At 70.5% G+C, this 23,700-nt stretch carries 20 protein-coding genes and 1 tRNA gene; 7 read left to right on the top strand and 14 right to left on the bottom strand.

Annotation, left to right across the window (positions count from 1 at the left end; all coding sequences use genetic code 11):
• The first annotated feature begins 109 nt into the window (after positions 1 to 109).
• On the top strand, positions 110 to 1,555 hold the full coding sequence (locus ACQPYA_RS22585; RefSeq protein ID WP_433529093.1) for a UDP-N-acetylmuramate--L-alanine ligase: 1,446 nt from the start codon (positions 110 to 112) through the stop codon (positions 1,553 to 1,555).
• 3 nt (positions 1,556 to 1,558) lie between these two features.
• On the opposite strand, the gene ACQPYA_RS22590 is transcribed toward ACQPYA_RS22585, so the two are convergent.
• Positions 1,559 to 2,950, bottom strand: coding sequence for a UDP-N-acetylmuramoyl-tripeptide--D-alanyl-D-alanine ligase (locus tag ACQPYA_RS22590; RefSeq protein ID WP_433529094.1), 1,392 nt, complete (start codon positions 2,948 to 2,950; stop codon positions 1,559 to 1,561).
• A gap of 204 nt (positions 2,951 to 3,154) precedes the next feature.
• On the opposite strand from ACQPYA_RS22590, the gene ACQPYA_RS22595 reads away from it, so the two are divergent.
• From ACQPYA_RS22595 to ACQPYA_RS22605, 3 genes are all read left to right on the top strand, one after another.
• Positions 3,155 to 4,369, top strand: coding sequence for an esterase-like activity of phytase family protein (locus tag ACQPYA_RS22595; RefSeq protein ID WP_433529095.1), 1,215 nt, complete (start codon positions 3,155 to 3,157; stop codon positions 4,367 to 4,369).
• 118 nt (positions 4,370 to 4,487) lie between these two features.
• The gene (locus ACQPYA_RS22600) at positions 4,488 to 4,709 is read left to right on the top strand and encodes a DUF2945 domain-containing protein (RefSeq protein WP_433529096.1); all 222 of its coding nucleotides are present in this window, start codon (positions 4,488 to 4,490) and stop codon (positions 4,707 to 4,709) included.
• Entirely contained in the window at positions 4,696 to 5,127 is a 432-nt protein-coding gene (locus tag ACQPYA_RS22605; RefSeq protein WP_433529097.1) for a DUF3140 domain-containing protein, read from the top strand. The genes ACQPYA_RS22600 and ACQPYA_RS22605 overlap by 14 nt, the downstream gene beginning before the upstream one ends.
• 223 nt (positions 5,128 to 5,350) lie before the next feature.
• Here ACQPYA_RS22605 and polA read toward each other — a convergent pair whose 3' ends face one another.
• The 11 genes from polA to ACQPYA_RS22660 all read right to left on the bottom strand — a co-directional run bounded on the left by polA (position 5,351) and on the right by ACQPYA_RS22660 (position 17,934).
• Positions 5,351 to 8,050, bottom strand: coding sequence for a DNA polymerase I (gene polA / locus ACQPYA_RS22610; RefSeq protein ID WP_433529098.1), 2,700 nt, complete (start codon positions 8,048 to 8,050; stop codon positions 5,351 to 5,353).
• A gap of 187 nt (positions 8,051 to 8,237) precedes the next feature.
• Complete coding sequence (locus tag ACQPYA_RS22615; RefSeq protein WP_433529099.1) at positions 8,238 to 9,041, bottom strand: amino acid ABC transporter ATP-binding protein; 804 nt, start codon at positions 9,039 to 9,041, stop codon at positions 8,238 to 8,240.
• The gene (locus ACQPYA_RS22620; RefSeq protein WP_433529100.1) at positions 9,041 to 10,018 is read right to left on the bottom strand and encodes an amino acid ABC transporter permease; all 978 of its coding nucleotides are present in this window, start codon (positions 10,016 to 10,018) and stop codon (positions 9,041 to 9,043) included. The genes ACQPYA_RS22615 and ACQPYA_RS22620 overlap by 1 nt, the downstream gene beginning before the upstream one ends.
• A gap of 1 nt (position 10,019) precedes the next feature.
• Positions 10,020 to 10,931: an ABC transporter substrate-binding protein gene (locus tag ACQPYA_RS22625; protein WP_433529101.1), complete on the bottom strand. Its 912-nt coding sequence runs from the start codon at positions 10,929 to 10,931 to the stop codon at positions 10,020 to 10,022.
• A gap of 33 nt (positions 10,932 to 10,964) precedes the next feature.
• On the bottom strand, positions 10,965 to 11,681 hold the full coding sequence (locus ACQPYA_RS22630) for an ABC transporter ATP-binding protein (protein ID WP_433529102.1): 717 nt from the start codon (positions 11,679 to 11,681) through the stop codon (positions 10,965 to 10,967).
• Positions 11,665 to 12,504 carry an ABC transporter ATP-binding protein gene (locus ACQPYA_RS22635; RefSeq protein WP_433533572.1) on the bottom strand — a complete coding sequence of 280 codons (840 nt, stop codon included), beginning with the start codon at positions 12,502 to 12,504 and terminating at the stop codon, positions 11,665 to 11,667. Before ACQPYA_RS22635 ends, ACQPYA_RS22630 begins: the two co-directional genes overlap by 17 nt.
• Before the next feature lie 4 nt (positions 12,505 to 12,508).
• Positions 12,509 to 13,618 (bottom strand): branched-chain amino acid ABC transporter permease, encoded by a 1,110-nt coding sequence (locus tag ACQPYA_RS22640; RefSeq protein WP_433529103.1) that lies wholly within the window; start codon positions 13,616 to 13,618, stop codon positions 12,509 to 12,511.
• The gene (locus tag ACQPYA_RS22645) at positions 13,615 to 14,565 is read right to left on the bottom strand and encodes a branched-chain amino acid ABC transporter permease (RefSeq protein ID WP_433529104.1); all 951 of its coding nucleotides are present in this window, start codon (positions 14,563 to 14,565) and stop codon (positions 13,615 to 13,617) included. The genes ACQPYA_RS22640 and ACQPYA_RS22645 overlap by 4 nt, the downstream gene beginning before the upstream one ends.
• Before the next feature lie 104 nt (positions 14,566 to 14,669).
• The gene (locus tag ACQPYA_RS22650) at positions 14,670 to 15,833 is read right to left on the bottom strand and encodes a branched-chain amino acid ABC transporter substrate-binding protein (protein ID WP_433529105.1); all 1,164 of its coding nucleotides are present in this window, start codon (positions 15,831 to 15,833) and stop codon (positions 14,670 to 14,672) included.
• Between the two features lie 274 nt (positions 15,834 to 16,107).
• A complete protein-coding gene (locus ACQPYA_RS22655; protein WP_433529106.1) occupies positions 16,108 to 17,262 on the bottom strand; it encodes a hypothetical protein in 1,155 nt (384 codons plus the stop codon).
• A gap of 51 nt (positions 17,263 to 17,313) precedes the next feature.
• Entirely contained in the window at positions 17,314 to 17,934 is a 621-nt protein-coding gene (locus ACQPYA_RS22660; protein ID WP_433529107.1) for an ANTAR domain-containing response regulator, read from the bottom strand.
• Positions 17,935 to 18,031: 97 nt separating this feature from the next.
• On the opposite strand from ACQPYA_RS22660, the gene ACQPYA_RS22665 reads away from it, so the two are divergent.
• A tRNA-Leu gene (locus tag ACQPYA_RS22665) sits at positions 18,032 to 18,115 on the top strand.
• A gap of 123 nt (positions 18,116 to 18,238) precedes the next feature.
• Here ACQPYA_RS22665 and ACQPYA_RS22670 read toward each other — a convergent pair.
• Positions 18,239 to 19,396: a trans-sulfuration enzyme family protein gene (locus ACQPYA_RS22670; protein WP_433529108.1), complete on the bottom strand. Its 1,158-nt coding sequence runs from the start codon at positions 19,394 to 19,396 to the stop codon at positions 18,239 to 18,241.
• A gap of 102 nt (positions 19,397 to 19,498) precedes the next feature.
• On the opposite strand from ACQPYA_RS22670, the gene ACQPYA_RS22675 reads away from it, so the two are divergent.
• A complete protein-coding gene (locus tag ACQPYA_RS22675) occupies positions 19,499 to 19,978 on the top strand; it encodes an Lrp/AsnC family transcriptional regulator (RefSeq protein ID WP_433529109.1) in 480 nt (159 codons plus the stop codon).
• A gap of 55 nt (positions 19,979 to 20,033) precedes the next feature.
• Entirely contained in the window at positions 20,034 to 21,038 is a 1,005-nt protein-coding gene (locus ACQPYA_RS22680) for an LLM class flavin-dependent oxidoreductase (RefSeq protein WP_433529110.1), read from the top strand.
• A gap of 376 nt (positions 21,039 to 21,414) precedes the next feature.
• On the opposite strand, the gene ACQPYA_RS22685 is transcribed toward ACQPYA_RS22680, so the two are convergent.
• On the bottom strand, positions 21,415 to 23,646 hold the full coding sequence (locus ACQPYA_RS22685; RefSeq protein ID WP_433529111.1) for a cellulose binding domain-containing protein: 2,232 nt from the start codon (positions 23,644 to 23,646) through the stop codon (positions 21,415 to 21,417).
• Positions 23,647 to 23,700: the final 54 nt, after the last annotated feature.

Consider the following 23,700-nt stretch of genomic DNA (forward strand, 5'->3'; position numbering starts at 1 on the left):
GCTGTTCGGCCGTGCGCACAGAAATCACGGCGACTGAAGGGAGTCGATTGCCTCGTACGTCAGCTCGTAGTGCCGACTAGATCAGTTCTCGCAAAGGAGACACAGCATCATGACTGACACGATCACTGGTAACCCGACCATCGAGGCGTACACCGGCTCGATCGATCTGTCTCGTCCGCATTTCGTGGGCGCGGGCGGTTCCGCGATGTCCGGCCTGGCTCGGCTCCTGGCCGAACTGGGACACGAGGTCAGCGGTAGCGACCTGCACGACTCAGCCACCCTGGACACCCTGCGTGCCTCTGGCGTGCGGGTTCACCTCGGTCACGACCCGTTGCACGTCGAGGGCGCGAGTTGCGTCGTCTACACCACCGTGGCGCGGAACGTATCGGAGGTGCGAGCGGCCCGTGCTGCCGGCATCCCTGTCGTGCATCGCGCGCAGGTTCTCAACACGCTCTCCGCCGGGCGGCGGTTGGTGGCCGTGTCCGGATCGCACGGGAAGTCCACCACGGCGGGCCTGCTCGCCCACATCCTGCACACCCTCGGTGAGGACCCGACGCATCTGATCGGGGCGGACCTCACCGGCCCGGGTTCGGGCGCGCACCTCGGCCGGTCGCGGCTGTTGGTCGCGGAGGCGGATGAGTCGGATCGTTCCTTCCACTTCCTCACTCCGTCGATCGCGGTCATCACCAACGTGACGGACGACCACCCGGAGAACTTCGTCAACCACGCCGACGTGATGCGGGCCTACGTCGGGTTCGGTGGTCGAATCGCACCGTCCGGGTTCCTGATCGTCAACGCGGACTGTGTGGGCGCGACGGTGGCGGCCGACGTGATCGCCGACGAGCGTCCGGACCTGTCGGTCCTGCGGTACGGCCGGGACCGGACGGCCGACATGCGGATCCTGGACGTGCGCGCCGAGGGCTGGTCGGCCTGCGCAACGCTGCGCATGCCGAACGGCACGGAGGTACGGCTGACCCTGCCGACCCCAGCGGGACACCACCTGGACAACGCGGCGGCAGCCGTGGCGTGCGCGGTGACCCTCGGCCTGAACCCCGCCGACGTGGCCCGGGCGTCGTGCACCTTCGCCGGAGTGCGCCGCCGATTCGAGCAGCTCGGCAGCAGGGCCGGCGTGACGGTGGTCGACTCCTACGCCGACCACCCGAACGAGATCGCCGCCGATCTGGAAGCGGCCCACACCCTGGCCCGTGGGCGGGTGTTCGTGGTGTTCCAGCCGTCCGGACACGCCCGCGTCCTGGCCTTCGGAGAGCGGATCGGGCGGGTGCTGGCGGACAAGGCCGATTACGTGCTGCTCCTCGACGTGCACGGCACCGTGCCGGAGGGACAGCCGGTCGCGGACAACACGGCCATCATCGCGCGACTGCGTGAGGGCTCGTACTGTCTGCCTCTCGGGCCGGAGCACTCCGCCAGGGTCGTGGCGCGGATGGCTGGCCGCGGTGACGTGGTGCTGACGATGGGCACCGGCGACGTGGCAAGCTACGGCGCGGCGATCCTGGACAGCCTGACCAGCAGACCCGAGGTCGCGCTGTCCGCGTGACCGCTACGCCTCGGCGGTAACGGCGTCGGGCTCCTCGGCAAGCTTGTCTGCCAGTGCGAGGAGTCCGGCGCTGTTCGCTGCCTTCACCAACACGACATCACCCGGCCGCAGCCCTTCACGCAGCAACTCCCACGCCTGCTCCATGTTCGCGACCCGATCCACCGCCGTGCCGGCGGCTCCGGCCGCGTACTGGTCGGCGTTTGCCGCACCGATCGCAACCAGCCACCCGGCACCGATCTCGGAAATTTGCTCCCCGATCTCACGATGAACCTGCGCAGCGTGGTCGCCCTGCTCGGTCATCTCACCCAGTACTGCGACGGCACGGCGGCCGTCCCCGGCCATCGCGTGCAATGCCCGTAGTGCGGCGCGCATAGCGTCCGGGGCGGCGTTGTAAGCGTCGTTGATGACCGTCACGCCATCAGTCCGAGTGGTCACCTGCATCCGCCCCGGTGACACCGCCTCCGCCTGCGACACCGCCTCGGCCACGGCGTCGATTGAATGCCCCAGCCCAAGGGCGACGGTAGCGGCAGCGAGGGCGTTCGACGCCTGGTGTAGCCCGTAGAGCCGCAACCGCACCTCGGCGGCCCGGCCGTTGAACACGAGCCGGAATCCGGCGCGTCCCAGTTCGTCCATGACTAGGTTCTCGGCCCGCACGTCGGCAGTGCTGTCGATGCCATAGGTGAGCACGCGCGCGCGAGTTCGGTCCGCCATCGCGGCCACACGCGCGTCGTCGGCGTTGAGCACTGCCAACCCGCCGTTGTGCGCGTCAGGCAGCGCTTCCACGATCTCCCCCTTGGCCTGGGCGATGTTCGCCACCGACCCGAATTCCCCGATGTGTGCGTGCCCGACGCGGGTGACAACGCTGACGGTGGGCGGAGCGATGCGGGCGAGATAGGCCACGTGTCCGATGCCACGCGCGCCCATTTCCAGCACCAGATAGCGCGTGTCGACGGTGGCGCGGGTGACCGTGTACGGCAATCCCAGTTCGTTGTTGTTCGATGCTCGGTTGGCTACCGTCTCACCCCAGACGGGGAGCACCTGGGCGAGGATGTCCTTGGTTGATGTCTTGCCTACCGAGCCGGTGACTCCGACGACGGTGGTGTTCGAAAGCCGGTCCACCACAGCACGGGCAAGCCGCCCGTACGCCGTTGGCACGTCCTCAACGACCAGCGCCGGCACCCCGACTGGGCGCGAGGCCAGGACAGCCGCCGCCCCGGCCTCGATCGCACGGGTAGCAAAGTCGTGCCCGTCGGCGCGCTCACCGGGCAGCGCCACGAACATTCCCCCGGCTTCCACGCGCCGGCTGTCGAATACCACCGGGGCGGTCACGGTGACGCCGTGAGGAGCATCGTGCACGGCTCCGCCGACAACGGCGGCGATCTCTTGGAGGGTCATCGGAAGCACCCCATGAACTTAGCGTGCGGAAGTGCGTCGGGTGAGTGAGTCACTGACGGGTGTCGCCGGATCAAGCCCTCTGCGCGGACGGCTCTATCCCGGCACCGCCATCTGCGTCGCCGGCTCGGAGCGGCCCCGGCACGCCCCTCCCGCGCCATCGCGGTGTCGTCTCCGGTTCATTCATGTTCCCTAATGTCCGGCTCCATGAGACGAATCATCAACAACAGACCGCTGGCACGGTTCCTCGCCGGTGCTGGCGTCCTCGCGCTCATTCTCGCCCTGGCCGGTAACGCGTCCCTCGCCGGCGGGCCGAAGGTCACCACGCCGACGCTGACCGGCTTCGCGGCGCTGCCCGCCGCCACGTTCGTGCCGGGCAGCGAGCCCTCCGGCAGCCTCATCACGGGCAACACGAACGGCCACCGCACGCCCTTCGCCGACCAGCCGATCCAGGGCTTCTCCGGCATCGCCGACAACGGCGACGGCACCTTCGACGTGCTGTCGGACAACGGCTACGGCAACATCGCCAACTCGGCCGATTTTTTGCTGCGCGTCCAGCGGCTCGCCCCGGTGTTCGCCACCGGCGCGGTCGACGTGGTCGGCGGCATCAACCTCACCGACTCCGACGGGTACGTCCCGTGGCAACTGACCCGCGAGGACCGGGTGCTCACCGGTGCCGACTTCGACGTCGAGTCGATCGTCAAGGCCGCCGACGGCACGTACTGGATCGGCGACGAGTTCGGCCCGTACCTGCTGCACTTCGACCGGGCCGGCCGGCTGCTGGCCGCTCCGATCCCGCTCGACGGCGTGGTGGCCCCGGAGACCGCCGCGCGCACCGGGGTACCCGCCACCCTGGGCAGCAGCAAGGGCTTCGAGGGCCTCGCCGCCTCGCCCGACGGCCGCTACCTGTACCCGCTGCTGGAGGGCACCGTCACCGGAGACCCGGCGGGACACCTGCGGCTGAACGAGTTCGACCTGCGGACCGGCGCGTACACCGGCAAGCGGTACACCTACCCGCTCGACGCCCCCCACCTGGCGATCGGCGACGCCATCGCGATCGACAAGCACCGCTTCCTGATCATCGAGCGGGACAACGGCCAGGGCCCCACGGCCGTGGTCAAGCGGCTCTACGTCGCCGACACCCGCGACCGCGACCGGGACGGGCTGATGGACAAGACGCTCCTGGTCGACCTGATGAAGATCGCCAACCCGAAGCGGCTGGGCGGCTTCGGCAGCACGTTCACCTTCCCGTTCCAGACCATCGAGAACGTGGTGATCCTGGACGAGCGGACCGTCGCCGTACTGAACGACAACAACTTCCCGTTCTCCACGGGCCGGAGGCCCGGAGTCGCCGAGGACAACGAGTGGATCACCATCAAGCTGCCCCGGTCGCTCGACCCGGACAAACGCGTCCTCCGGTGACCCGCTGACCTGATCCGGCTCACCGCTGCCGTGCCGCCGTACCCCGCTCGTCCGGGACGGGACCGTCGCGGCACGGCGGCGGCGTTTTCGGCCAACCGCCCTCGGGTATCCGGGCGGCATGGCCGAGCAGAGAGAGTTCCGCCGGGGTGACCACGTCTCCTGGGCCAGCCACAGCGGCCGGGCGTACGGCGTGGTGAGGGAGAAACTGACCGAACGCACGCACGTACGCGGACACGCCGTGAACGCGTCACTGGAGGCCCCGCAGTACCGCATCCGCAACGACGACTCGGGCCGGGACGTCGCCCACCGGCCGGAGGTGCTGCGTCATGAGCCGAAGTGACGATCCTGAGCAGACCTACCGGGAGTTCACCGAGGCGGTGAACATGAAGCCCGCCGAGCTTCAACAGTGGCTGGAGACCCCGGAGTCCAAGCACGTCGGCTGGCAGAAGAAGGGCACCGAGGGCGGCGAGTCCGTCGGCCACGAATCCGGTCGGAAGATCGTCGACCTGCTCCGCCGCAAGCGGGACCAGCTCACGGACGCCGACTACAAGCACATGCGCAAGGTCGTCGGATACGTCCACCGGCACATGGCACAGCGGCCGAGCGGCGACGTACGCGAAACCAGGTGGCGATACTCGCTGATGAACTGGGGCCACGACCCGGTCAAGGCCCCGCTGCCGCCGCCCGGCGGCCCGTCCCGCAAGGCCCTCGAACGGCACGGTACCCCGCCGAAGGAGCGACGCGGACCGGGGCGCTGATCACGGCCCCGCGCCGCGACCCCGCCCCGCAAGTAACTCACACCCAGATCACCCGACTGGGCCGGGCCAGCCCGCTGATCCGAGCATCACCGCGCGGGCCCCCTAGCCCGCCCACCACCCGGACCACGTCAGGTTTCCGGGCAGCCCGCTCCGCGGAGGGATCAAGCCTGACCGCCCGGAGCGGGGGCTGCCCGGAAACCGCACCGAATCCACAGCGACGGAATCAGTGGTCCGCGCTGTTCCAGTCGCGGCCCTCGCCGACGGAGACCTCCAGCGGCACCGACAGCGGGTACGCTGCGCCCATCTCGCGCCGCACCAACTCCTCCAGTGTCGCCCGCTCCCCCGGCGCCACCTCGAAGACCAGCTCGTCGTGCACCTGGAGCAGCATCCGGGAGCGCAGCCCGGCGTCGCGCAGCGCGGTGTCGACGTGCAGCATCGCGACCTTGATGATGTCGGCGGCCGAGCCCTGGATCGGGGCGTTGAGCGCCATCCGCTCGGCCATCTCCCGCCGCTGCCGGTTGTCGCTGACCAGGTCGGGCAGGTAGCGCCGGCGGCCGAGGATGGTGGAGGTGTAGCCGTCCTGGCGGGCCCGGGCGACGACCTCCTGGAGGTAGTCCCGCACACCGCCGAAGCCGGCGAAGTAGTCCTCCATCAGCCCGCGGGCCTCCTCGGCGCTGATGCCGAGCTGCTGGGCCAGGCCGAAGGCGCTCAGCCCGTACGCCAGGCCGTAGTTCATCGCCTTGATCTTGCGGCGCTGGTCCGGGGTGACCTGGGTGACCGGGACGCCGAAGACGGAGGATGCGGTCGCCGCGTGGAAGTCGGCGCCGGAGTTGAACGCCTGGATCAGCGCGTCGTCCGACGACAGGTGTGCCATGATCCGCATCTCGATCTGGCTGTAGTCGGCGGTGAGCAGGCACTCGTAACCCGCGCCCACCACGAAGGCGCGGCGGATCCGCCGCCCCTCCTCGGTGCGGATCGGGATGTTCTGCAGGTTGGGCTCGGTGGAGGAGAGCCGGCCGGTGGCGGCCACCGTCTGGTTGAAGGTGGTGTGGATGCGCCCGTCGTCGGAGACCGACTTGAGCAGGCCGTCCACGGTCGACTTGAGCTTGGCCACGTCGCGGTGACGCAGCAGGTGGTGCAGGAGCGGGTGCTCGGTCTGCGCGTAGAGCCACTGGAGGGCGTCGGCGTCGGTGGTGTACCCGGTCTTGATCTTCTTGGTCTTGGGCAGGGCCAGCTCGCCGAAGAGGATCTCCTGGAGCTGCTTGGGCGAGCCGAGGTTGAACTCCCGGCCGATCACCGCGTACGCGCCCTGCGCGGCGGACTTCACCTCGGCGGCGAAGTGCGCCTCCAGTTCGGAGAGGTAGTCGGTGTCGGCGGCGATGCCGGTGCGTTCCATCTCCGCCAGCACCCGCATCAGCGGCAGCTCGACGCCGGCCATCAGCCGGGCCGACTGCTCGCCGTCGCGGGACAGCTCGGCGTCGATCGCCTCGGCCAGGTCGAGGGTGGCCCGGGCGTGCAGCATGAGGTTCTGCTCGGCCTCGCCTTCGTCGCCGAGCCCGTCCAGCGTCAGCTGGCCGTCGTCCGGAACGTCGACCCGCAGCTCCCGGTGCAGGTAGCGCAGCGCCAGATCGGTCAGGTCGTAGGAGCGCTGGTCGGGGCGGGCCAGGTAGGCCGCGATCTGGGTGTCCCGGGAGATGCCCGCGAGAGCCCAGCCGTGCGCGGCGAAGGCGAGCACGGCGGGCTTGCTGTCGTGCAGCACCTTGGGCCGGGCCTCGTCGGCCAGCCAGCCGGCGAGGGCCGCGTCGTCGTCCGCCGCCAGCCCGGCCGGATCGAACCAGGCCGCCGCGCCGTCGGCGGTGGCCAGGGCCATGCCGGTGACGGTGGCGGTGTGCCGCCGGTTGGGACCGGTGTCGAGCTTGACCGCGACACCGACCGGGGTGCTGGTGGTCGCGTGCGTCGCCAGCCAGCCGGCCAGGGCACCCGGCGCGGTCAGCACCTCGCCGGCCAGGTCGAAGCCCGCCTCGGCCTCCGGCTCGACCGCGTCGAGGTATTGGTAGAGCCGATCGCGCAGGATGCGGAACTGGAGGGTGTCGAAGACCTGGTGCACCGCCTCGCGGTCCCAGCCCGGCCAGCGGGCGTCGTCGGGGCGAATCGGCAGCTCCAGGTCGGAGACCAAACAGTTGATCTCGTAGTTGCGGATCACGTCGGCGAGCCGCTCACGCAGGCTCTCGCCGGCCTTGCCCTTGATCTCGTCGGCGCGGGCGACGACGCCCTCCACCCCGTCGTACAGGTTGATCCACTTGGCCGCGGTCTTCGGGCCGACACCGGGGACACCGGGCAGGTTGTCGCTGGTCTCGCCGACCAGCGCGGCCAGGTCGCGGTAGCGCCGGGGGCCGACGCCGTACTTCGCCTCGATTGCGGCCGGGTCCATCCGGGCCAGGTCGGAGACGCCCTTGCGCGGGTAGAGCACGGTGATCTGCTCGTCGACCAGTTGGAAGGCGTCCCGGTCGCCGGTGCAGATCAGCACCGGCATGCCCTGGTCGCGGGCCTGGCAGGCGAGCGTGGCGATCACGTCGTCGGCCTCGTAGCCCTCCCTCTCCACCACCGGCACACGCAGCGCGGCCAGGACCTCCTTGACCAGGCTCACCTGGCCCTTGAAGTCGGTCGGCGTCTCGCTGCGGCCGGCCTTGTATTCCGCGTACTTCTCGGTGCGGAAGGAGCGGCGGGAAACGTCGAAGGCGACGATGATGTGGGTCGGCTGCTCGTCGCGCAGCACGTTGATCAGCATCGAGGTGAAGCCGTAGACCGCGTTGGTCGGCTGCCCGGTCGTGGTGGAGAAGTTTTCCACCGGCAGGGCGAAGAAGGCCCGGTATGCCAGGGAGTGTCCGTCGACGAGAAGCAGGCGCGGCGTCGTAGCTGTCACGGCAGCGACTCTAGCCCGTACCGCCGACAACCCTCGGCCGCCACCACCGCCGAGCGGAGCGCGAAGCTGTGCTGCCGGTGCTGTCCGGGCCCGGCATCGGACGGCGGCCGGCCGGGGCGGGAGCACCGCCCGGCCGGCCGCCGTCGCGCGACCCGACCCACCGACCGCGGTGGGTCGAGGCCGATGATCAGAGCACCTTGGCCAGGAACGCCCTGGTGCGCTCGTGCTTCGGGTCGGCGATCACCTCGCGCGGGTGGCCCTGCTCGACCACCACGCCGCCGTCCATGAAGACCAGCGAGTCGCCGACCTCCCGGGCGAAGCCGATCTCGTGGGTCACCACGATCATCGTCATGCCGTCCCGGGCCAGGTCCTTCATCACGTCCAGCACCTCGCCGACCAGTTCGGGGTCGAGCGCGCTGGTGGGCTCGTCGAAGAGCATCAGCTTCGGCTGCATGGCCAGCGCCCGGGCGATGGCCACCCGCTGCTGCTGCCCGCCGGAGAGCTGACTCGGGTAGCTGCCCAGCTTGTCGCCGAGCCCCACCCGCTCCAGCAACGCCACCGCCCGGTCCCGGGCCCCGGCCCGCTTCTCCCGGCGGACCAGCAGCGGCGCCTCGATGACGTTCTCCAGCGCGGTCTTGTGCGGGAAGAGGTTGAACCGCTGGAACACCATGCCGATCGAACGGCGCTGGGCGGCGACCTCCTTCTCCCGCATCTCGTGCAGCTTGCCGCCGCGCTCCCGGTAGCCGATCAGCTCGCCGTCCACCCGGATCCACCCGGCGTTGATCTTCTCCAGATGGTTGATGCAGCGCAGGAAGGTCGACTTGCCCGACCCGGAGGGTCCGAGCAGGCAGCACACCTCGCCGGCCCGCACCTGTAGGTCGATGCCCTTGAGCACCTCGATCGACCCGAACGACTTGTGCACCTGTTCGGCATGCACCATCGGCCCCGGCTCCGCCGGGCCGGCCTGGGCCGGCACCCGTACCCCCGTCATCACGCACCACCCCTGTTCGCGCCGCCACCGGCCTCCGCGGCGATGCCCCGCAACGTCAGCTTCGCCCGTCCGCTACGTCCGACGCCCTTGGAGAAGTGCCGTTCCAGGTAGTACTGCCCGACCAGCAGCACGCTGGTCAGCGCCAGGTACCACAGGCAGGCCGCCACGTACATCGGGAAGAGCTGGAAGGTACGCGCACCAACCGCCCTGAGCTGGAAGAACAGCTCGGTGGAGACCGGCACGAAGGCCACCAGGGCGGTGTCCTTGAGCATCGCGATGGTCTCGTTGCCGGTCGGTGGGATGATCACCCGCATCGCCTGCGGCAGGACGATCCGGCGCATGATCTGCCCCCGGGTCAGGCCGAGGGCCTGGGCCGCCTCGGTCTGCCCCTCGTCGACCGACTGGACGCCGGCCCGGATGATCTCCGCCATGTACGCGGCCTCGGAGAGGCCGAGCGCCAGCGCCCCGGCGACGAAGCCGGTGAGGATGTCCATCGCCGAGAAGCCGAACAGCCGCGCCTCGAAGTCGCTGACTCCGAAGAGCGCGCCGATCTGCCGGTCGAAGGGCAGCCCGAACTCGATCCGGGACCAGAGCAGGCCCAGGTTGCCGAAGAGGATCGCCAGCACCAGCCGGGGCACCGCCCGGAAGAACCAGGTGTAGACCCAGGAGACGCCGCGCAGGATCGGGTTCTCGGAGAGCCGCATGATCGCGATGACCACGCCCAGCGTGATGCCGAGCAGCATCGCGATGATGGTCAGCGCGATGGTGCCGCGCAGCCCCGCCATGATCGGCGGCCGGAACATGTTGTCGACCATGAACGACCAGTTGAACGCCGTGTTCGTCACCAGCATGTGCACGAACATGGCCACCAGCACCCCGATGACGGCGACGGCGAGCCACCGCCCGGGATGCCGCACGGGCACGGCCTGGATGGGTTCCGGCCGTGCCCGTTCGGGTGTTTCGGTGTTTTGGGACATGTCAGCTGGCGGGGTTCAGCGCCGAGGTCGTGATGGCACCGCCCTCGACACCCCACTTCTTCAGCGCCGCCTCGTAGCTACCGTCGGCGATGACCGCCTGCACGGCCTCCGTCAGCACCTCGGCGAACGCGGTCTGGTCCTTCTTCACCACGTAGCCGTAGGGCGCCGACTCGTAGATGTCGCCGAGCACCTCCAGCTGACCGTTGCTCTGCTGCACCGCGTACGCGCCGACCGGCGAGTCGGCCAGCATGGCGTCGTTCTTGCCGCTGACCACGGCGGCCGTCGCGTCGGCCTGCGACTGGTACTGGTCGATGGCGATCGCCGGCTTGCCACCGTCGGTGCACTTCTTCGACCGGGCGGTGATGTCGTCGGCCTGGACGGTGCTGGTCTGCACGGCGATCTTCTTGCCGCAGGCGTTGTCCGGGTCCACCTGGTTCGGGTTGCCGGCCTTGGTGGCCCACTGGGTGCCGGCGGAGAAGTAGCTCACCATGTTGACCGTCTGCATCCGCTCGGCGTTGATGGTGAACGAGGAGACACCGATCTCGTACTTGCCGGAGTCCACACCGGGCAGGATCGCGTCGAACGGCGCCGCCTCGTACTCGGCCTTCAGGCCGAGCTTCTGCGCCACCGCGTTGAACAGCTCGATGTCGAAACCGATCACGGTCTGGCCGTCGGTGTCGAGGAACTCCGCCGGGGCGTACGTCGCGTCGGTGCCGACCTTGATCACGCCATCGGCCTTGATCGCGTCCGGCACCTTCGCGGCGAGCGCCGAGTCGGCGTCGGCGGTCACGGAGGGGCCCGCGCCGGGCTGGTCGTCGCCCTCCTTCTCGCCACACGCGGCCAGCGACAGGGTGAGCAGTGCCGCACCGGCCACGCCAAGAGCGGCCCGCCGTCGGCCGTTGAGACTGAACATGTCGTTCTCCTTGGGATGAGGGGTAGCAGCTGGTCAGGCCACGCCGAGGTATGCCTCTTTGACCGCCGGGTCGTGCAGCAACTCCGAGCCGGTGCCCTCCTTGACGATCCGGCCCGTCTCCAGCACGTACGCGCGGTGGGCCCGGGCGAGGGCCTGCTGCGCGTTCTGCTCCACCAGCAGGATCGTGGTGCCCTGTTGGTTGATCTCCGTGATGATGCTGAAGATCTGCTGGATCAGCATCGGCGCCAGACCCATCGAGGGCTCGTCGAGCAGCAGCAGCTTGGGCCGGCTCATCAGCGCCCGCCCCACGGCCAGCATCTGCTGCTCACCGCCGGAGAGCGTGCCACCGACCTGCTTGCGCCGCTCGGCCAGCCGCGGGAAGAGCTCCAGCACCTTGGCCAGGTCCTTGACCACCTCCGGGCGGTCCCGCCGGGTGTAGGCGCCCATGTCCAGGTTCTCCAGCACCGTCATGCCGGGGAAGATGCCCCGGCCCTCGGGCGCCTGGCAGAGCCCGCGGCGTACCCGCAGGTCGGCCCGGAGCTTGGTGATGTCCTCACCGGCGAACCGGATCCGACCGGAGGCGACCGGACGGATGCCGGAGATGGCCCGCATGGTGGTGGACTTGCCGGCGCCGTTGGCACCGATCAGGGCCACGATCTCGCCCTCGTTCACGGTCAGGCTGATCCCGTGCAGCGCCTTGATCCGCCCGTAGAGCAGACTGACGTCTTCGATCTCAAGCAGCGTCGTCATCCGGCACCCCCAGGTAGGCCGCGATCACCCGGTGGTCCTCCCGCACCTCGGCGGGGAGTCCTTCAGCGATCTTCTTTCCGAACTCCAGCACCACGATCCGGTCGGTCACGCCCATGACCAGACGCATGTCGTGCTCGATCAGCAGCACGGTGATGCCCTGGTCCCGGATCTTGCGGATGAGCTGGAGCAGCTCCTCCTTCTCGGCCGGGTTGAAGCCGGCGGCCGGCTCGTCCAGGCAGAGCAGTACCGGGTCGGTGGCCAGCGCCCGGGCGATCTCCAGCCGGCGCTGCTCGCCGTAGGAGAGGTTGCGGGCGGCGTCGTGCATCCGGTGGGGGATGCCGACGAAGTCGAGCAGCCGCTCGGCCTTCTCCAGCCCGTCACGCTCCTCGCGGCGGTGCCGGGGCAGCCGGAACAGCGCGGAGATGACGCTGGTCTTGTGGTGCGCGTCCGCGCCCACCTGGATGTTCTCCAGCGCGGTCATCTCCGGGAAGAGGCGGATGTTCTGGAACGTCCGCGCCATGCCCATCTTGGTGATGTGGTGCTTCTTCTTGCCGGTGATCCGCTCGCCGCGGAACCGGATCTCGCCCTCGGAGGGCTGGTAGATGCCGGTCATGGCGTTGAAGCAGGTGGTCTTGCCGGCGCCGTTGGGGCCGATCAGACCGAGGATCTCCCCCTTGTAGAGGGTGAAGTCCACGTCGTTGAGGGCCACCACGCCGCCGAAGCGCAGCGTCACGTGGTCGACCTCCAGCAGCGGCTCCCGGCCACCGGAGGTGGACTCCACCGCCGGTGCGCCGGCCTGCTCCGGAACGGTCGGCTTCTGCACGGTCTCACCCACCGACGATCACCTCCTTGCGACGGTCCTTGAACTCCGCCGCTCGTCGTCGGTTCGGTATCAGGCCCTGTGGTCGGAAGATCATCATGACCACCAGGATCAGGCCGAAGAACATGAAGCGGTACTCGTACAGCTCGACGCCGAAGAACTCGATGCCACGGAACCGCTCGATCAGGTACGCCACCAGGCCACCGCCGACGATCGCGCCGACGATGTTGCCCGAGCCGCCGAGGATGACCGCGGCCAGGATGATGATCGAGTTGAGCAGTTCGAGGTTCTGCGAGCTGACGAAGTTCTGCTTGCCGGCGAAGAGCGCGCCGGCCAGACCACCGATCGCCGCGCCCGAGGCGAACGCCCAGAGCTTGAACTTGAACGTCGGCACACCCATCAGCTGCGCCGCGTCCTCGTCCTCCCGGATCGAGATCCAGGCCCGGCCGACCCGGCTCCGGTTGAGGTTACGCACCCCGATGACCACCAGGATGATCATCGTCAGGACCAGCCAGTAGTACGGCCGCGGGTCGAGCACACCGAAGATCGGCTTGCCGTCGGAGTAGCTGCCGGGCGGGTGCGGGATCTGGTTGAAGCCGCGCTGTCCCTTGAGGAAGTCGGAGGCGGTGGCCGCCACCCGGATCATTTCGGCGAAGCCGAGCGTCACGATGGCCAGGTAGTCACCGCGCAGCCGCAGCGTCGGCGTGCCCAGGAAGACCCCGGAGATCATGGTCAGCGCGATCGCCACCGGCAGGGCCAGCAACCACGGCCAGAGCGTCTTGAGGTCACTGCTCGGCGAGGTCAGCACCGCCACCGTGTACGCACCGACCGCGAAGAAGCCGAAGTAGCCCAGGTCGAGCAGGCCGGCGAAGCCGACCACGATGTTCAGCCCCACCGCCAACAGCACGTAGATGGAGATGGTGAAGAGCACCTGACCGAAGTTCGACCCGGTGGTCGGGATCGGCCCGAGCCACTGGTAGAACTCCCGGTTCGGCAGGGCGTAGAAGAAGACGATCACCGCTGCGATGACGGCCCACCGCATCCAGCGGGGCGCGTTGTGCCAACGATCGGCCACCGCGTGCCGACCGGTATCGATCCATTCCCTCACGCTTGTCATGCGCGGGCCCTCCCCAACGACTCGCCGAGCAGACCGGTCGGCCGGAACATCAGCAGCACGACCAGGACCACGAAGGCGGCCAGGTCCTTCCAGTTCGCGCCGAACAGAGCCGAGGCGTAGTTCTCGACCAGGCCGAGCAGCAGCCCGCCGATCAGCGCGCCGCGCAGGTTGCCGATGCCACCGAGGACCGCCGCGGTGAACGCCTTCAGCCCGAGCAGGAAGCCCACGCTGTAGGTCAACGTGCCGATCCGGATGTCGTAGAGCATGCCGGCGACGCCGGCCATCACGCCACCGATGACGAAGACCACCAGGATGATCCGGTCCTTGTTGATCCCCATCAGCGCGGCCGTGTTCTGGTCCTGGGCGACCGCCCGGATACCCCGGCCGATCCGGCTGCGGTTGATGAAGAGGTCCAGAGCGACCATCATCGCCAGTGCCGAACCGATGACCAGCAACTGCACCACGGTGACTTCCGCACCGAAGACGGTGAAGAGCACGTCGTTCTTGACCACCGTGGGAGCACCGACCGGGAGCCGGCGGGTGTAGATGCCGAACGCCTCGGCGATGGCGATCGACGCGCCGATCGCGGTGATCAGGAAGGCCAGCGGCGGGGCGTTGCGCTTACGCAGCGGCCGGTACGCCACCCGCTCGATGACCGTCGCGGTGCCGGCCGAGGCCACCGCCGCGAACAGGGCGCCGACCAGCAGGTAGAGCATGATCGAGCCGAAGCCGCTGACGACCGAGTCGCGGCCCAGGCCGAGCGCGGCCCAGCCCCAGATCGCGGCGAAAGCGCCGGCGATGAAGACCTCGGAGTGGGCGAAGTTGATGAGTCTCAGCACGCCGTATACCAGCGTGTAACCCAGCGCGACGAGGGCGTAGATGGCGCCCACCGTCAGCCCGGTTATCGTATATCCCCCGAAATCGGAGAACAGGGCGTTGAAGTCCAAGGAAGGGCACTCCGTACAGGAAGGGAAGACAGTGGGGGTGCGGCCGGGAAGGGGCTCCCCGGCCGCACCCCGCAATCACAGCGGAACCGCTACTACCGGAACGGTCAGGCCTTCGGGATCTCCTGGTCCGGAACGACCTTGCCGCCCTCGACCTTGTACGCCCAGACCTTGACCTGAGTCGGGTCGAGCTCACCGGTCTCGGTGAACTTGTAGGCCGCCGCGACGCCCTCGCCGCTGTAGCCCTTCACGAACTCCAGGATCTTCTCGCGGGTGCCGTTACCGGCCTTGATGCCGGCGAGCAGGATGCTCGCCGCGTCGTAGGCGGTGTCGCTGTAGGTGCCGGGCTCCGCGCCGTTGAGCGCCTTGAAGTCCTCGACGAAGGTGCCGCGGGCCTCGGTGGCCGGCTGGCAGGGGCAGGTGAGGATGGTGCCCTCGGCCGCCGCCGCACCGGCGCCCTCGATGTAGGAGGCGTCGTTGACGCCGTCACCGGCGACCAGGGTGGCGGTGACGCCAGCAGCGGTGAGCTGCTTGCGGATCAGGCCAGCCTCCTGGTAGTAGCCGCCGTAGAAGAGCGCGGTCGCGCCGGAGGACTTGACCTTGGTGACGGTCGCCGAGAAGTCGTTCTGCTTGCCCTCGCCCTGGACCTTGTCGCTGCCGACAACCGCCGCGCCGAGGACCTTCTTGACCTCGTCGGCCAGGCCGGCGCCGTACGCGGACTGGTCGTCGATGACGTAGACCTTCTCGGCCTTCAGCACGTCCTTGATGTAACGACCGGCCGCCGGGCCCTGGCTGAAGTCGTTGCCGACCGCCCGGAAGAAGGTCTTCCAGCCCTGGTCGGCCAGGCTCGGCCGGGTCGCGGACGGGCTGATGTGCACCAGGCCGGCCTCGGAGAAGAGCGGGTTGGCGGCCTCGGACTCACCCGAGAAGGCGGGGCCGACGATGCCGAGGATCTTCTCGTCGTCGATCGCCTGCTGGGCCAGGCCCGGCGCCTGCTCCGGGTTGCCCTGGGAGTCCAGCGGCACCAGGGTCACCTGGCAGTCGGCGTTCTCCTTGTTGTACTTGTCGACGGCGAGCTTGACGCCGCCGTTCATGTTCACGCCGAGCGCGGCAGCCGGGCCCGTGAGCGCGCCGAAGAAGGCGATCTTGGCACCACAGGCGTCACCGCTGGCGGCGTCGTCCCCACTGTCAGACTTGCAGGCGGTCACGCCGCCCATGGCGAGAGCGGCGATCGCCACCCCGCCGACCAAACGTACGAGCTTCTGCCTCACGGCCCGAACCCTCCTCCGTCCCATGGCCCGAACCACCCGCTGCCTATTGGCACTTGCGGGGGCGGACGAACCAGACCGTCGTCGCCGGTCTGGGGCCGGACGTTATCCCACCGCGGAGCCGCGACGTAAGTCCTGGGCGGAGCCGTTGACCGAACCGTTACACGGGGTGGCGGATAGGGTGCGATCGCTGTAAGAAGCAGCCGTAAGAAGCGCGGGCTGTGAGCGTTTCTCGCCTTCGTTTCGTCGGCCGTGACCCGGCCCCGGGCACCCCTGCTCAGGTATCGGTCGACAGCCGCGCCCACCAGGCACGGGACCCGTTTCCCGGGTCCGCGAGCACCATCAGTCGATCACCCTGGAACGCCACCGCCAGCCCCGTGTCGCCGCCCGACGGCACGGTCACCGGCAGGGCGACCGCCCGCCACGATGCACCGCCATCAGTCGAGCACCACAGCCGATGGCCGTCGCCGTCGGCGGTGGCCGCCACCACCCGGTCGCCGTCGGCCGTCAGGGCCCGCACCGAGCGCCGACCCGGGCCGTCCGAGCCGAACGCGCCGACCCACCGCCACTCGGAACCCACCCACCGCCAGGTGCCGAAACCGCCCCGCACCGCGCCGACCGCCAGCACCGCGTCGCCGGCCACCGTCACCCGCTCCACCTGGCCCGGACCATCCGCCCCCGGCACCGCCAGCCGCCGCCACGCCCGCGTGTCCGCCGAACTCCAGGCCACCGGCGTCGCCGCGGGCGCCAGCACCGCCCCCACCACCAGCCAACCCGACGGTACGGCCACCGCGTCGTACGCGGCGGTCCGGCCCCGGCCGTCACCCGCCAGCTCCGGCAGCCCCTCGTGCAGCGTGAAGCGCTCCCCCTCCGGCGAGGTCCACACCGCCGCCCCGGCCAACCGGGTGCCCGCCACCAGCCACCCGTCCGGACCGGCCGCCAACCGCGACGCGCTCACCGCCCGAGCTCCACCGAACAGCTCGAAAGAACCCTCCGCCTCACGCAGAAGTCCGTCCGAACCCTGCGACCAGGTGCCCGTACGGGGATTACCGTGCGCGCCACCGATCGCCGCGCCGAGCGCCGCCATCCGCCCGTCCCGGCAGGCCACCGCATATAGCAGGTGCCGCCGGCCGTAGAAGGTCGACGGCGCGACCTGCACGGGCGACCAGGTCAGCCCCGCCGAGTTGGTCCAGGCCACCGGGCGGATCTCCCCCGCCGGATCGGCGACCCCGCCGACGGCGTACCAGTGCCCGGCACAGGTCGCCGCGTCCCGCACCATGGTCCTACCAGCAATGCCGGCCGGCGTGGGCAGCGCCACCGGCTGCCAGGCCGGACGCAGCGGCGCCGGCTCCGGGGGCGCGCTCGGGCGGGCACAGCCGGCCAGCGCCACCGCCAGGCCGGCGACCACCGCGACCAGCCGCCTGATCACCACGGGTCGATGCTATATCGATGCCGGACATCCCCCGCAGGCGGTGACCGCCGCTCAGGTGGCCGGCTGCGCCACCTCACCGCCGGCGGTCTCGGCGAGGATCCGCTCGGAGACCTCCTTCATGGTCATCCGGTGGTCCATCGCCGTGCGCTGGATCCACTTGAACGCCTGCGGCTCGGTCATGTTGTAGGTGGTCATCAGCGCGCCCTTGGCCCGCTCGACGGTCTTGCGGACCTCCAGCCGATCGGTCAACCCGGCGACCTCGGACTCCAGCGCGGCGATCTCCGAGTAGCGGGACAGCGCGATCTCCACCGCCGGCACCAGGTCGCTCTTCTGGAACGGCTTGACCAGGTACGCCATCGCGCCGGCCGCCCGGGCCCGCTCCACCAGGTCACGCTGGCTGAAGGCGGTCAGGATGATCACCGGGGCGATCCGGGCGCCGGCGATCCGCTCGGCGGCGGCCAGGCCATCCATGATCGGCATCTTGATGTCGAGGATCACCAGGTCAGGCTTGAGCTCCTCGGCCAGCCGGACGGCGGTCTCCCCGTCGCCGGCCTCGCCGACCACCTCGTAGCCCTCCTCGGCCAGCATCTCGGCGAGGTCCAGCCGGATCAGCGCCTCGTCCTCGGCGATCAGTACCCGCCTGCGCGCGGCATCCGTCTGCGTCTCGGCCACGAGCCACTCCCACCATCGTTTCCCGGCACGGCTACCACCCATGCTCTCGCATGAGCCTAGTCGGGTACAGTGAGCCACACCCCTCCGCAGGGGGAAGGCCGGGATGGAGGAATCGGCAGACTCGGATGCCTCAAAAGCATCTGCCCGAAAGGGCGTGCGGGTTCAAGTCCCGCTCCCGGCACTTTTATCGCACGCCCGTTCGATGATTCGAGCATTCATTCTCCCGAAATACGGACGCCTCTTCGCGCCATCGTGCTGACGACCACGACATCGTCCCGGTGGCGCGCATCCGCTCCCTCCCCTGTCAGACGACCGCGAGCGCCTGGGCCAGGTCGACGCGTAGGTCCTCCGGGTCCTCCAGGCCGACCGAGAGGCGGAGCAGTGCGCCGCCGGGCTTCGCGTCCCCCTCGACCGGGCGATGGGTCAGCGACGCCGGGTGCTGGATGAGCGTGTCGACGCCGCCGAGCGAGACGGCGTGGGTGATCAGCCGGCAGGCGCCGGCGACCGCCGCCGCGGCCGGCGCGCCGCCGCGCACCTCGAAGGCGAGCAGGCTGCCGGGGCCGGCCATCTGCCGCCCGACCAGCCCGGCCGGGTCGTTCACCCCAGGGTGGTGCACCCGCGCGACAGCCGGGTGGTCGCCGAGCCAGGCGGCGAGTTTCTCGGCGCCGGCCTGCTGGGCGCGTACCCGTAGCGGCAGCGTCTGAAGGCCGCGGTGCAGCAGGTACGCCCCGAGCGGGTGCAGGATCGCGCCGGTGAGGGCGCGGACCTGGCGCAGTTTCACGGCCCACTCGGCGTCGCAGGCGAGCACCCCGGCGAGGACGTCGCCGTGGCCGCCGATGCTCTTGGTGGCGCTGTGCAGCACGAGCCGGGCCCCGTGGCGGGTGGGCTGCTGGAGCACCGGGGTGGCGACCGTGTTGTCGACCAGCAGCGGCACCTGGCCGGCCGCCTCGGCCAGTGCGGCGATGTCGAACAGGTCGAGGGTGGGGTTGGCCGGGGTTTCGGCGATCACCAGGGCGGTGTCCGGTCGGACGGCGGCGGCGACCTGGTCGGGGCCGGCCCAGGTGACGTCGGTGCCGAGCAGGCCGGTGGCCAGCACGTGGTCGGTGCCACCGTAGAGGGGTCGCACGGCGACCAGGTGCCGCTTGCCGTCCCGGGTGGCGGCGAGCAGGGCCGCGGTGAGGGCGGCCATGCCGCTGGCGAAGGCGACCGCCGCGGCGGCGCCCTCCAACTCGGCGAGGGCGGTCTCGAAGCGGGCCACCGTGGGGTTCCAGAGCCGCTGGTAGACGGCGCTGGCGCCGGCGGGCAGGGGGCCGCCGGTGGCGAGCGTCTCGTACGCGTCGCCGCCGGCGTCGACCGACGGCAGCGGGTTGGTGGTCGACAGGTCGATCGGCGGCACGTGGACGCCGAGGGCCGCGAGGTCTTCACGGCCGGCGTGCACGGCTCGGGTGTCCACGGTCGTCATGCCGGACAGGATCGAATATCCAGATCGCCATCGGCAACAGTTTCGAAGATTATTCGTAACATCCTCTTCCTGATGCGGTCCTGTTCGGCGGAGGATGGCGGGATGCCCCTCGTATCGAACGATGTGCGGCCGTTCGCGGCCCTCGACGACACCGACCGCGCGATCCTGGCCGAGCTGACCGCCGACGGGCGGCTGCCGAACAACGCCCTCGCCGAGCGGGTGGGGGTGGCGCCGTCGACCTGCCTGGCGCGTACCCGGGCGTTGCGGGAGTGCGGGGCGATCCGGGGGTTCCACGCCGAGGTCGACCCGGCGGCGGTGGGGATGCCGTTGCAGGCGCTGGTGTCGGTACGGCTGACCGAGCACGCGCGGGCGGCGGTGGACGCGTTCCGGGCCCGCTCGGTACGGCTGCCCGGGGTGGTGTCGGTGTTCCACGTGGCCGGGGCCGAGGACTACGTCCTGCACGTCCGGGCCGCCTCGGCGGAGGCGCTGCGCGACTTCGTCCTGGATCACCTGGCCGTGGACCCGGCGGTGCAGCACACCCAGACCAGCCTGATCTTCGAGCAGGCGCGCGGGATGGGTTGACCACACCGGCGCCGAGGGGGGAACAAATACGGCATCCGGCGGGTTGGCCAGGCGTGTGATCGACGTACCGCTGTCTGTTCTCGACCTCGCCCCCGTGGCCGCCGGCGCCTCCGCCGGCGAGGCCCTGCGGCACACCACCGAGCTGGCCCGGCGCACCGACGAGCTGGGCTATCACCGGTTCTGGGTGGCCGAGCACCACAACATGCCGGCCATCGCCTCGTCTGCGCCGGCGGTGCTGATCGCGCACCTGGCCGCGCACACCCGCGCCATCCGGCTCGGCTCGGGCGGGGTGATGCTGCCCAATCACGCGCCGCTGGTGGTCGCCGAGCAGTTCGGCACCCTGGAGGCGCTGCATCCCGGGCGCATCGACCTGGGCATCGGTCGCGCCCCGGGCACCGACCAGGTCACCGCGCTGGCCCTGCGCCGGACCATGGAGGGGCTGTCGGCCGAGGGCTTTCCCCGGGAGCTGACCGACCTGATGAACTACTTCGGCGACGAGGAGCCGGGGCCGATCACGGCCACCCCGGGGCGCGGGCAGCAGCCGGCGGTCTGGCTGCTCGGCTCCAGCGGGTTCAGCGCCCAGCTGGCCGGCGCGCTGGGGCTGCCGTTCTCGTTCGCGCACCACTTCAGCGCGCAGAACACCCTGCCCGCGCTGGCGTTGTACCGGCAGAGCTTCCGGCCGTCGCGCTGGCTGCGGGAGCCGTACGCGATGGTGGCGGTGAACGCGGTCTGCGCGGAGACCGACGAACGCGCCGAGTGGCTGGCCGGGCCGGCCGGGCTGTCGTTCCTGCGGCTGCGCGCCGGGCGGCCGGAGCCGCTCGCCTCACCGGAGGAGGCGGCGGCGTACCCGTATCACGAGGTGGAGCGGGAGTTCCTGGCGCAGCGTCGGCAGGGCCAGGCGACCGGTTCCCCGGAGACGGTACGCCGGCAGCTGGGCGACCTGCTGGCGCGCACCGGCGCGGACGAGCTGATGCTCACCACGATGGTGTACGACATCGCCGACCGGGTGCGTTCGTTCGAGCTGATCGCCACCGAGGTAGCCGGCGGCCTACGCCGCTGAGCCGGGCCGGCGGCTGAGCCCGGGCCGGCGAGTGAGTCGGGCCGGCAAGTGAGCCGGGCCGGCGAGTGAGCCGCAGGCCCGCGCGGCGGGCCGGGGCGCGGCGCCGGGCGGAGCGGGCGAATGTGGTGGCCCAGGTCACACCGGACACGGAGCCATGAAACACGATCTTCATGGCGGCGTCACTCTCGCGACGCGGACGCTGCCTAACGTTATTGCCGGTGGTGGTACGGCACTCCCCGGTCGGGACGGGTCGGGGGTGCCGCGGTGTGGGGCACCGGGCCGCGATTGTGCGGATTCCGCGATTGCGGCCCGGTGCCCGTTCCCTTTTTCCACCGCCTTCCTTCCCGCCAGCTTCCTGCTGCCTCCTTCCGCCAGCTCAGCGCAGGTGGATGCGGGGTGCGGGCGGGGTGGCCATCCCGTCGCCGAGGAAGAAGCTCGGGTGCGGGGGCTGGTTGTAGGCGGTGTTCTGCCAGGCGATGGCGACCCGGTACTGCGGGTCGTGCATCAGGGTGTGGATGCGGGTGCTGGTCGGGGTCGGGGTGCTGTAGATCCGTAGCGCCCGGCTGTCGGTGGTCCGCCAGACCACCTCCTCCCGCCAGTCGCCGAGGATGTCGCCCGAGAGCGCGGGAGTGGCCTTGGTGCCGTTGTTCGAGGCGACGTCGCTGCCGGTGAGCAGGCGGGTGTCGGCGCTCGGGCCGTACTTGTCGATCCGGGTGGCGTCGAGCAGTTCGCGGACCGGGTCGGCGTCCCACCAGATCAGGAAGTTGGTCGAGGAGGGCTTGCGGCCGACGTTCTGCCCTCGGGTGTTGGCCAGGCCGCTCACCGCCGACGACCAGGATTCGGCCCCCGGACTGCCGGCCCAGATGTCGCCGGAGACGCCCCGACCGTTGTCGCCGTTCGCCGGGGTCGACCAGATGAGTTGGCCGGTGCGGGCGTCGGCAAGGTAGGAGCTGGGCTTGCTGCCGTCCTCGTTGACCTTGAAGACCTCCAGGCCGGGGCGGGCGGGATCGAGGTCGCCGACGTGCATGGCGTCGCCGTGGCCGGTGGCGGTGGAGTGCAGCAGCCGGCCGTTGTCGTCGATGGTGACCGCGCCGTAGACGATCTCCTGGCGGCCGTCTCCGTCCACATCGGCCACCGACAGGTTGTGGTTGCCCTGGCCGGCGGCGGCGCCGTTGCCGCTCGCGTTGGAGTCGAAGGTCCACCGCTTGGTCAGGCTGCCGTTGCGGAAGTCCCAGGCGGCGATCACCGCGCGGGTGTAGTAGCCACGGGCCATCACCAGCGAGGGACGCTGCCCGTCGAGGTACGCGGTGGCGGCGAGGAACCGGTCGACCCGGTTGCCGTACGAGTCGCCCCAGGAGGAGACGGTGCCGCGCGGCGGGTCGTAGTCGACGGTGGAGAGGGCGGCGCCGGTGCGACCGTCGAACATGGTCAGGTACTCGGGTCCGGCGAGGACGTACCCGCTGGAGTTGCGGTGGTCGGCGCTCGCGTTGCCGATCACCTGGCCGGTGCCGGAGCGGGTGCCGTCGGCGGTCTTCATGGCCACCTCGGCGCGGCCGTCGCCGTCGTAGTCGTACACCTGGAACTGGGTGTAGTGGGCGCCGGCCCGGATGTTGCGGCCCAGGTCGACCCGCCACAGCCGGGTGCCGGTCAGGGTGTACGCGTCGACGTAGACGTTGCCGGTGTAGCCGGACTGGGAGTTGTCCTTGGCGTTGGACGGCTCCCACTTGAGCACGAACTCGTACCGGCCGTCACCGTCGAGGTCGCCGACGCTGGCGTCGTTGGCGGAGTAGGTGTACGTCTCACCGCTGGGCGTGGCGCCGCCCGGCGGGATCTGCAACGGCACGTCCAGATAGCCGGCGGGGAACTGGAGCGCGGGCCCGGAGGCGGCCTGCTCGACGCCGCCCACCACGGCCCGCACGGTGTACGCCGCACCGGCGGCGGCGCCGCTGTCCAGGTGGTTGGTCGCGCCGGTGATCGGGCTGGCGTTGACCCGGGTGGCGCCCCGGTAGAGGTTGAACGCCACGCCGGAGGTCTCGGTGCCCAGCAGCCGCCAGGAGACCAGGTTGCCCGACCCGGAGCGGACGCTGACCAGGCCCCGATCCAGGTTCTCCGCCTGCATCGAGCCGGCCGGCGGCGTGGTGGGCGGTGTCGTGGTCGGCGGCGGGGTGGTCGGCGGCGCGGTGGTCGGGGTGGTGGCTCCGGTGCAGGTGGTGCCGTTGAGGGCGAAGCTGGTCGGGGCCGGGTTGCTGCCGGTCCAGGAGCCGTTGAAGCCGAAGCCGGTGCTGGCGTTGGTGCCGAGCGCGGCGTTGTAGTCGACGTTGCGGGCGGTGGCCTGGGCGCCGGACTGGGTGACGGTGGCGTTCCAGGCCTGGGTGACCTGCTGGCCGGCCGGCCAGGTCCAGGTGAGCGTCCAGCCGGTGAGCGGGTCGCCGAGGTTGGTCACCGTGACGTCGGCGCCGAAGCCGCCGGTCCACTGGTTGGTGACGCGGTAGTCGACGCGGCAGCCGGCCACGGCAGCCGAGGCGGTCAGGGTGGTCAGGGTCCCGGCGACGAGGGTGGTGGCGGTGACGGTGGCGAGCAGGGCGACCCGGCGGGGGGTGCGCGGCATGGGAGTCCTCCGGTGGAGGTCGGGCGCGCGGCGGCCGGTGCCCGCCGGCCTGCC

It is taken from the genome of Micromonospora sp. CA-263727, assembly GCF_050942455.1.
In the GTDB taxonomy this organism is placed as follows: Bacteria; Actinomycetota; Actinomycetes; order Mycobacteriales; family Micromonosporaceae; genus Micromonospora.

Excerpts from the sequence above, each read along its gene's own strand:
- ACQPYA_RS22585 (WP_433529093.1), top strand. The coding sequence starts at position 110 with ATGACTGACACGATCACTGGTAACCCGACCATCGAGGCGTACACCGGC.
- ACQPYA_RS22590 (WP_433529094.1), bottom strand. The coding sequence starts at position 2,950 with ATGACCCTCCAAGAGATCGCCGCCGTTGTCGGCGGAGCCGTGCACGAT.
- ACQPYA_RS22595 (WP_433529095.1), top strand. The coding sequence starts at position 3,155 with ATGAGACGAATCATCAACAACAGACCGCTGGCACGGTTCCTCGCCGGT.
- ACQPYA_RS22600 (WP_433529096.1), top strand. The coding sequence starts at position 4,488 with ATGGCCGAGCAGAGAGAGTTCCGCCGGGGTGACCACGTCTCCTGGGCC.
- ACQPYA_RS22605 (WP_433529097.1), top strand. The coding sequence starts at position 4,696 with ATGAGCCGAAGTGACGATCCTGAGCAGACCTACCGGGAGTTCACCGAG.
- ACQPYA_RS22615 (WP_433529099.1), bottom strand. The coding sequence starts at position 9,041 with ATGACGGGGGTACGGGTGCCGGCCCAGGCCGGCCCGGCGGAGCCGGGG.
- ACQPYA_RS22620 (WP_433529100.1), bottom strand. The coding sequence starts at position 10,018 with ATGTCCCAAAACACCGAAACACCCGAACGGGCACGGCCGGAACCCATC.
- ACQPYA_RS22625 (WP_433529101.1), bottom strand. The coding sequence starts at position 10,931 with ATGTTCAGTCTCAACGGCCGACGGCGGGCCGCTCTTGGCGTGGCCGGT.
- ACQPYA_RS22630 (WP_433529102.1), bottom strand. The coding sequence starts at position 11,681 with ATGACGACGCTGCTTGAGATCGAAGACGTCAGTCTGCTCTACGGGCGG.
- ACQPYA_RS22640 (WP_433529103.1), bottom strand. The coding sequence starts at position 13,618 with ATGACAAGCGTGAGGGAATGGATCGATACCGGTCGGCACGCGGTGGCC.
- ACQPYA_RS22670 (WP_433529108.1), bottom strand. The coding sequence starts at position 19,396 with ATGACGACCGTGGACACCCGAGCCGTGCACGCCGGCCGTGAAGACCTC.
- ACQPYA_RS22675 (WP_433529109.1), top strand. The coding sequence starts at position 19,499 with ATGCCCCTCGTATCGAACGATGTGCGGCCGTTCGCGGCCCTCGACGAC.
- ACQPYA_RS22685 (WP_433529111.1), bottom strand. The coding sequence starts at position 23,646 with ATGCCGCGCACCCCCCGCCGGGTCGCCCTGCTCGCCACCGTCACCGCC.